Here is an 8105-nt window from a genome sequence, read left to right on the forward strand (position 1 = left end):
AATTTCCTTTCTCTTTGAGGTGATTAATAAATCACACATCCTATTTTACTATTATATGAAAATTATCCGTATAGTGCAACATACGGATAACCTCCAGATAATAATTTACATCATTTGAACAGTTTTTATAGCAAAGCTTTGAATTGGATATTCGAATCTTGCTCGAAGCAATCATCAAATCCACGTGGGTGATGGTATTCTACTAGGTGCTGATCTTGAGGATAAGTGTACTTACCTCCTACTTCCCAGATAAATGGATGGAAGTTGTACTGCAAACGGTCTTTTCTCATCTTCCATAGTTCTAAAATTTCATTGGTTGAAGCCATAAAGTTTGACCAGATGTCATAGTGAACTGGGATAATGACTTTAGCACGCAGATTTTCTGCCATACGAAGAAGATCAATTGAAGTCATCTTGTCTTGGATACCAACTGGGTTTTCACCATAGTTGTTCAAAGCAACATCAATCTTAAAGTCTTTTCCGTGTTTCGCAAAGTAGTTTGAGAAGTGAGAGTCTGCACCGTGATAAATAGTACCACCTGGTGTTTCAAAAATATAGTTAACAGCTTTTTGAGCCATCTCTTCATCAGTAACAGTCAAACCTGCCAATTCTCCACCTGTTTCATCAGCACCGTTGACTGGCAAAGTTACCAAGCAAGTACGGTCAAAAGATTCCACAGCATGAATCTTCATGTCTTTGAGTTCAATGGTGTCACCTGGTTTAACTACAATAATGCGTTCTTTTGGCACTCCCCAGCCTTCCCAGATAAGTCCGCAATGGTAAGGTCCGATGAATTTAACATGTTCCAATTTTGGATTATTCAAAATAGCTGCGGCTGTATAAGGATCAATATGATCGCTATGGAAGTGGGAAACCAAGTAGTAGTCTAACTCATTGATTGCAAATGGGTCAATGACCATCGGTTGAACACGCAAGTTTGGTTGCAATTTACGTACACCTGCCATGTTAGCCATTTGGTGCCCACGGACCATATCTTTAACTTTTTTAGTAGATTTTCCGCGATTTGACCAAAGGTCCATCACAACGTTAGCACCACCAGGTGTCTTAATCCAAGTTCCACAGTTGCCTAGCCACCACATAGCAAAATTGCCTTCAGGAACGACTTCTTCTTCAATTTCTTCGTTGAGCCATGTTCCCCATTCTGGGAAAGTCGCTAGAATCCATGATTCTCTTGTAATTTCTTTTACGTTTGGCATTATGACATCCTCCATTTTTTGTTCAAGTTTTCATTTCATACTTAGTATAACACCCGCCCGAAAATTAAAAAAGACCAAGAAAAACACAGGTTTGTGTTCATCATTGGACTGTCATGTTATAACTCTTCAAAAAAGGACTGGATAAGTAATTCTTGATTTATCAGACTTTGAATCTCCTGCTGCAGTTTCGTTGCGGCACGCTTATCCGGTATATAAGTTGAAATAATGGTTGATAAATTTTCGCTGAAACTTCTGCCGTCTTTTCGAAAAACCTTGTTTTTCAGATAATCAACTATACGCAAGATATCCTCTGCCTCCAAGATAGGATTGACCTTTAAGACAGGGAAGCGACTCTCTAGTTCATCATTTGTTGTAATCACCAAATCCACCAAGGCAATATCCTCAACACTTTTAAACTGTTCTGTTGTGAAAACTGCCCCGATTTGTTCGTTGGGAAGATAGAAACGACATTGTTTGAGCAACAGTTTAGAAACCCCTACTCCTTCGTCACAAACCAGATAAATTTTTTTGGTGGCATTCTGCGAGGATGGAGTGTATTTCAAAAATCCACCAACGTGAATCGTCAGATAAGCAATCTCATCGTCCGTCAAGCGTACAAGCCAGGCTTCCTCCAAAATCTCGGCACATTTTTTGGTGATGATAAAGAGCTCGCTGTACTTGGAACGGATTTGCTTAGTAAGAGGATTTTTAGAAAAGATGCCATAGGTCTTTCTAAACAACAAAGCCTTACAGTGAATCAGCAGGTTACGTAACAAGTCTTCCTTGTTTTCGATTTCCATCTTGGTTTGTGATTCAAAATGCCAAATAAATTCCTCTAAAGTGACTTTCAGCTGGTGAAAGTCTTCGCTTTCCGCATGGACGTCTCTATCCTTTCTATAGGATAAAAGGAGAATGGCCAACAGAGAAATTTCGAGTTCCGATAAAGAAATTTCAAATGTCTCAAAAAGGCGCTCACTCAGCCTTTCAGATACTCTGTACTCTATTCTCTTACGAATCAAGGAAAAATCTTGATCAATATCCTGATGCTTTTCTTGATGACGCGTGATATTATCACAACTTAAAAGCAGATAAGGAAGCACTCGCAACATAAAGGTCACTTCATGATGATTTATTTTTTTCCCTAAATCCTGTTCAACCAGAGGGACTTGCTCCTTGAGAAATTGATGCATTTGTCTAGACAAAAGCAACTCTCCTTGGAATCTATCCTTTATCTTATCTTCAAGAATGGTAACAAAAGCTCCATTTCCTTCCATAAAGATATGGTATAAGAGCGATTGAAGATGCTGAATTTTATTTAAGGGGTGGGCGCTAAGATAATAACCTTGTGATTTACTTACTTGCAGGGTTACCTGATACTGTTCTAGGCTTAACTGGTAACGGATGGTATTGAGATCATTCAAAACGGTGTTCCGCGAAACTTCTGTTAATTCCATCAGTTTTTCGACAGTGATGCGTTCTTTGGAAATTCCAATCCAAAATAACATCATCTGCATGCGTTCTTCCCCGCTCATCACATATTCGTAGGAGTCAACTTCGGATAAAAGTTGCTGACAAGCAAGTCTCTGCTCCTCCGTTAAGTAGATACCAATACGAGGAAGGCTAACAAGGTGGTGTTCAGGATTGCCCAATGCATCATTAATTTTATCAACGTGATAATAGACCTTTCTCCTTGATTGACCCAAATCTTTGGAAATGGTCATAATCGTTTTGGGAGATTCTTGATCCAGGAGGTACATCAATAGCTCACAACTCGTTTTATCTAATACCATCTTATCCTCCTATTATTCGGGACCAATCAATCAAACAGTCTCCCTATCATAGCACTTTAATAAAAATATTTCAATGATAATATTTATCATTGGGCTCGTTTGCTTTTCAGGTTTATTGCAAAAGCGAGGCCTAGATACCTCCAAGCCTCTTTTCAATTGCCCGTTTTTTATTTTTGACCATAGTAGGCATTTGGTCCATGCTTTCTTTGGTAATGTTTTTCCAATATGTGCTGTGGTGCAGGTTCAACTCTTGGATTGATTTGCTCTGTGAAACGGTTCATCTTGGAAACTTCTTCGAGAACCACTGAATGGTAAACTGCATTTTCAGGGTTCTTGCCCCATGTGAATGGACCGTGGTTGCGAACGACAATCCCTGGTACTTCAACCGGATTGAGACCGCGACGTTCAAATTCTTCCAGAATGACCAAACCTGTATCCTTTTCATACGCTACTTCAACTTCATCCTGAGTCAAGCTACGAGCACAAGGAATTGGTCCATAAAAATAGTCGGCATGTGTAGTCCCATAAAATGGAATATCACGTCCCGCCTGTGCCCAACCCACTGCTTCTGTCGAGTGAGTATGAACCACACTACCAATGGTAGGCCAAGCTTTATATAATTCCACGTGAGTTGGTAGGTCGGAAGATGGTCTCAAATCACCTTCAAGTACCTTCCCATCCAAATCTGTCACCACCATGTTTTCAGGAGTCAATTTATCATAATCTACTCCCGATGGCTTGATAACAATCACGCCTAGCTCACGATTCACTTCTGAGACATTGCCCCATGTGAATTTAACCAAGCCGTGTTTAGGAAGAGATTGATTAGCTTCGCAGACACGCTTTCTCATATCATTGATTACTTGATTCATCTTACATCAAACCCGCTTTCTTTATTAATGGGTAGAGGAAATCTTGTGCTTCTTTGATAGCCACTTTGGTTTCTTCTACTGTTTCACAGTTTTCAGACCACATCTCGATTAGGAAAGGACCATTATAGTTGGTCTTTTTCAAAATATCAAAAGCTGCTTCCCAGTTGACGCAGCCAGTTCCAAAAGGAACATCTCGGAATTGTCCTTTTGAAGTTTCGGTCACGGGATAGGTATCCTTGAGGTGGAGGGCTGCAAGGGCATGGTGCCCGATATAAAATTCACTGTAAACGTCATTATGCCAAGCTGAGACATTACCAATATCTGGATAAACAAAAAGATAAGGTGAATCAATCTCTTTTTCAACAGCCAAGTACTTTTCAATGCTATTAATAAAAGGATCATCCATAATTTCAATAGCTAAGATGACCTGAGCTTCCTCCGCCCAGACACAAGCTTGTCTGAGGTTTTTGATGAAACGTTCACGTGTTTGAGGGGACTTTTCCTCATAATAAACGTCATAACCAGCTAACTGAATCGTACGAACTCCCAAATCCTGAGCTAGTTCGATACATTTTTTCATCAGTTCCAGCGATTTTTCTTCTAGAACTGGATCGTTTGAACCCATTGGATAGCGACGATGACCTGAAAAACAGATGGACGGAATTCGGATTCCTGTTTCATAGATGGCTTTCACGATTTCCAATCGTTCTTCCTTGCTCCAATCAAGACGAGCCAAACGTTCATCACGCTCGTCAATCGACATTTCAACAAAGTCGAAGCTCAATTCTTTTGCAAAATTCAAGCGTTCCAACCAAGTAAAATGCTTGGGTGTAGCTTTTTCATAGATTCCAATTGGACGTGCCATAAATTACCCCCAAATTCGTTTGATTTCGTCCTTAAAGGCACGTGCTGCGCCTGCTGGATCTGCTGCCTCGGTAATTCCGCGACCTGCGATAAAGGTAAAGACATCCACTCCTTCAAAGAGTTTGAGTGTGTCCACATCCAGTCCTCCCGTAACAGACACACGGAAGCCCATATCAATCAATTTTTTGACCTTGTTTAGATCTTTTTCGCCCCAAGTTTCCCCAGCAAGCAGGGCATCACGAGATTGGTGATAGATTGCTTGGGAAATTCCCGCATCAAGCCAGAGTTGAGCCTGTTCAAAAGTCCAGTCTCCATAAAGTTCGATTTGGATTTCACCTCTATCTCCACGTTCAGCTGTGATGGCTTTAAGAGCAGCTTCCATAGTCGGAATGGTTGCACAGCAGATACAAGTCATCCAGTCCGCTCCACGTACAGCATTATTCTTGGCAACCGTTCCACCAGCATCCGCACACTTGGTGTCTGCAACGATGATCTTATCTGGGAAAAGGCTACGCAAGACTTCTACTAATTCGCTCCCTACTTGAAGTAGGCAAACAGTACCAGCTTCGATGATATCCACTTCATGACCAACAGCTACAGCAGCCTTAATGGCGCCTTGCAAATCTGAATGGTCTAGTGCAACTTGTAAATTTGGTATTCTTTTTGTCATCTTCCTACTCCTTTTTAGCTTTCCAAGTCCAAGCCTTCGAGGTATGGACTATTTTTTGATTCTTCAATCATATCCAAAACTTCTTCTTTGCTCTGGCATCCTTGTAAGCGGGCAATGGAATCTTCCAACTCAAACAAGGCAATAATTTGTGGAATCGCTACACTTGTATGAATCTTTGAGCTTGTCGCAGCCAAAGCTAGTAAGACGGATACTTCTTTTCCATCTGAAAAAACAACTGATTTTTGCAAGGTAATCAGTGAAAAAGCATCCCGCTGAACACCTGCCTCTGGCCTAGCATGGGGCATAGCCATCCCTGGCATTAAAATATAGTAGGGACCATATTCTTCTGTTGACTCAATAATCGCATCATAGTACTCTGGTAAAATTGCGCCACTTTCAATCAAGGGTTCCACCGCTAACTTAACTGCTTCTTTCCAATCAGCCGCCTCAAGTCCCAATCGAATTGAATTATTTTCAATCAAAGCCTGTTTTAAATTCATAGTTGCCTCCTTTATGTAAAGAGGGACTAGGACAGAACCCAGTCTTCACAGTTTCTGTCCAGCCCCCTCCAACCTTCTATAGTGCCTGACTGAGTTTTTCAGTGATTTCTTTATCATCCATCAAGTTGTCAAGCCCAATTAACTTCCCATTTGTTCTCCCTTCCAATTCTTGGATCAGGTGAAGAGAGGCGATAACGATATCATAGCCAGCTGCCAAACTTTTAGCTTCGCCGACACTGCATGAGTTTACTGTAAAGTCTGTTTGGTTTAGCTTGCGGAGCGCATTTTCCACCTTCATCTTGATAACCATTGATGAACCCATACCATTTCCACATGCTGCTAATACTTTAACCATTTTATTTCTCCTTTTCTAAATTCTAAGCTTCTTCTTGTACTTCGCCGTTATAGTATTTTTCTTTATCTTTAGCTTTGGCAAATTGAATTTGAGGAATGACAAGCAAGAAGAGGCAAACAAGCACATAACCAATAATACCAAGGTATTTGAAGATGTAGCCAAATCCAAGCCATGGGAATTCAAAGTCGATATTTCCATGGTAACCACCATAAGCCGCCAAGTCGAGAAGGGCTACGCAAAGAGCACCAAGGGCAACTTGAAGTACACCTGAGATAAAGGACAAGATAACTGCCGCTTTCCAACCACCACGTTTATCAGCGTAAACGGCGATAGCTGCATTATCAAAGAATACCGGTACAAATCCTGTGATGATAAGGATAGGATTTTTGAAGACGATGAGTAGAACGATTGTAATCAATTGACCAATCAAACCAAAGGCAAAACCTGACAAAACAGCGTTTGGAGAGCCAAATCCATAAGAAGCTGCAACGTCCACCGCTGGGAATGAACCTGGCAAAAGCTTACTTGAGATACCTTGGAAGGCATTTGTCAACTCAGATACGAACATGCGGACACCTTGCATCAAGATAAACAAGTAAACTGAGAAGGTGAAGGCTGTTTGGATAATATACATGAAGAAGTCTTGCTTAGCAGGATTGAACAAGGTTCCTGAAGTGATTACTTCTTTATTTGACATGATTTCTGGTCCCAAGATCAAGAGAATAGCACCAAAGAAGACCAGCATCAAGGTCGCAGAGGCAACTACTGTATCATGAAAGATAGAGAGGAATTTAGGCAATTTAATATTGTCTAGACTTTCTTCCTTCTTACCAAAACGTCCTGCGATTTTATCTACAAACCAAATAGCAAATTGTTGTTGGTGACCAATCGCAAAGCCACCCCCACCAGTCAAACGTTGAGTTGCTTCAACAGTCATGTTTGAGCTAATTGCCCAGTAAAGTCCACAGATAATTCCGATAGCCGCTGTACCGTAAGCATTGCGCAATTGTGGAACCAAGAAGAGAACCATAAGAGAAACAGTTGCTGCTTGTTGCACCATGATATGCCCTGTGATAAAGAGAGTTCTCACTTTGGTGAGTTTACGGAAAGCCACTAGCAGAATATTGACCCCGAAACCGATCAAAAGGGCTGTTGTTGCAGTTCCGACAAAATCAGGAAACTCAGCTGCAATTTTGTTATTTGCGGCTGCTAGTCCAAAGTAAGGGTCGATAACTGCCGCACCAATTTGAAATTTAAAGTTGAGCGCTGCCAAGATCGGACGGAAAGTGGTAACCAAGCCTCCCGCACCAACGTTCAGCAACATATAACCAACTGTCGCTTTTACAAATCCTGAAAAGACTTCATGAGCTGGCTTTTTCAAAAGCGCATACCCAATTAGTACCAAGAGACCCACGAAAAATGCGGGATTCTGCAAAATATTGCTAGAAAACCAATTTAGAACACTTGAAATGACTTCCATAACTGTTCTCCTTTATTTGAATTGTTTTTGTAACTTTATTATATATTTTGAAAACACAAACAAAAAGACCAAGAATTACACAGCGGACTGTTCACTCTTGGACTGAACGATTTATGATATTTTTGAGAAATTTTACTTCCTCGTCACCTCATAGTAAGGAAGTAGGCGAGTATAAGTTTCTTCTAATTTTTCTAAAATCTCTGCTAATGTTTGATTTTCAATAAAAGAAACATCCGACTTTACCAAAACTTTACGGATTTCCTGATTGCGTACCTTCTCGCGTAAAGTGCGACGGTTCTCCTCAGTAGCCTCCACCTTATGACTTTCCCCATTTGAGTAGACTAGATAATAAATTCC

The 8105-nt window shown here is 40.8% G+C and carries 8 protein-coding genes and 1 pseudogene; all 9 read right to left on the reverse strand.

The genetic code is table 11. The features are described from left to right. Positions 1–125 precede the first annotated feature (125 nt). A complete protein-coding gene (gene ulaG, locus GMD6S_RS10600; RefSeq protein ID WP_001134225.1) occupies positions 126–1217 on the reverse strand; it encodes an L-ascorbate 6-phosphate lactonase in 1092 nt (363 codons plus the stop codon). Between the two features lie 116 nt (positions 1218–1333). Then, positions 1334–3007: a BglG family transcription antiterminator gene (locus tag GMD6S_RS10605; RefSeq protein ID WP_000242142.1), complete on the reverse strand. Its 1674-nt coding sequence runs from the start codon at positions 3005–3007 to the stop codon at positions 1334–1336. A 167-nt stretch (positions 3008–3174) separates the two neighbouring features. Further along, entirely contained in the window at positions 3175–3879 is a 705-nt protein-coding gene (locus tag GMD6S_RS10610) for an L-ribulose-5-phosphate 4-epimerase (RefSeq protein ID WP_001077565.1), read from the reverse strand. A 1-nt stretch (position 3880) separates the two neighbouring features. Further along, positions 3881–4744: an L-ribulose-5-phosphate 3-epimerase gene (locus GMD6S_RS10615; RefSeq protein WP_000113588.1), complete on the reverse strand. Its 864-nt coding sequence runs from the start codon at positions 4742–4744 to the stop codon at positions 3881–3883. 3 nt (positions 4745–4747) lie between these two features. Then, the gene (locus tag GMD6S_RS10620) at positions 4748–5413 is read right to left on the reverse strand and encodes a 3-keto-L-gulonate-6-phosphate decarboxylase UlaD (RefSeq protein WP_000166723.1); all 666 of its coding nucleotides are present in this window, start codon (positions 5411–5413) and stop codon (positions 4748–4750) included. Positions 5414–5427: 14 nt separating this feature from the next. Next, complete coding sequence (locus GMD6S_RS10625) at positions 5428–5913, reverse strand: PTS sugar transporter subunit IIA (protein ID WP_001049934.1); 486 nt, start codon at positions 5911–5913, stop codon at positions 5428–5430. Between the two features lie 76 nt (positions 5914–5989). Beyond that, entirely contained in the window at positions 5990–6268 is a 279-nt protein-coding gene (locus GMD6S_RS10630; protein WP_000241470.1) for a PTS sugar transporter subunit IIB, read from the reverse strand. A 22-nt stretch (positions 6269–6290) separates the two neighbouring features. Next, positions 6291–7748, reverse strand: coding sequence for a PTS ascorbate transporter subunit IIC (locus GMD6S_RS10635; RefSeq protein WP_000452078.1), 1458 nt, complete (start codon positions 7746–7748; stop codon positions 6291–6293). Between the two features lie 132 nt (positions 7749–7880). Then, positions 7881–8105, reverse strand: a pseudogene (locus GMD6S_RS12860) (HI_0552 family protein); the annotation flags it as partial.

It is taken from the genome of Streptococcus sp. GMD6S (assembly GCF_000297015.1).

Coding starts and splice junctions, on each gene's coding strand:
- ulaG (WP_001134225.1), bottom strand. CDS start 1,217: ATGCCAAACGTAAAAGAAATTACAAGAGAATCATGGATTCTAGCGACT.
- GMD6S_RS10605 (WP_000242142.1), bottom strand. CDS start 3,007: ATGGTATTAGATAAAACGAGTTGTGAGCTATTGATGTACCTCCTGGAT.
- GMD6S_RS10610 (WP_001077565.1), bottom strand. CDS start 3,879: ATGAATCAAGTAATCAATGATATGAGAAAGCGTGTCTGCGAAGCTAAT.
- GMD6S_RS10615 (WP_000113588.1), bottom strand. CDS start 4,744: ATGGCACGTCCAATTGGAATCTATGAAAAAGCTACACCCAAGCATTTT.
- GMD6S_RS10620 (WP_000166723.1), bottom strand. CDS start 5,413: ATGACAAAAAGAATACCAAATTTACAAGTTGCACTAGACCATTCAGAT.
- GMD6S_RS10625 (WP_001049934.1), bottom strand. CDS start 5,913: ATGAATTTAAAACAGGCTTTGATTGAAAATAATTCAATTCGATTGGGA.
- GMD6S_RS10630 (WP_000241470.1), bottom strand. CDS start 6,268: ATGGTTAAAGTATTAGCAGCATGTGGAAATGGTATGGGTTCATCAATG.
- GMD6S_RS10635 (WP_000452078.1), bottom strand. CDS start 7,748: ATGGAAGTCATTTCAAGTGTTCTAAATTGGTTTTCTAGCAATATTTTG.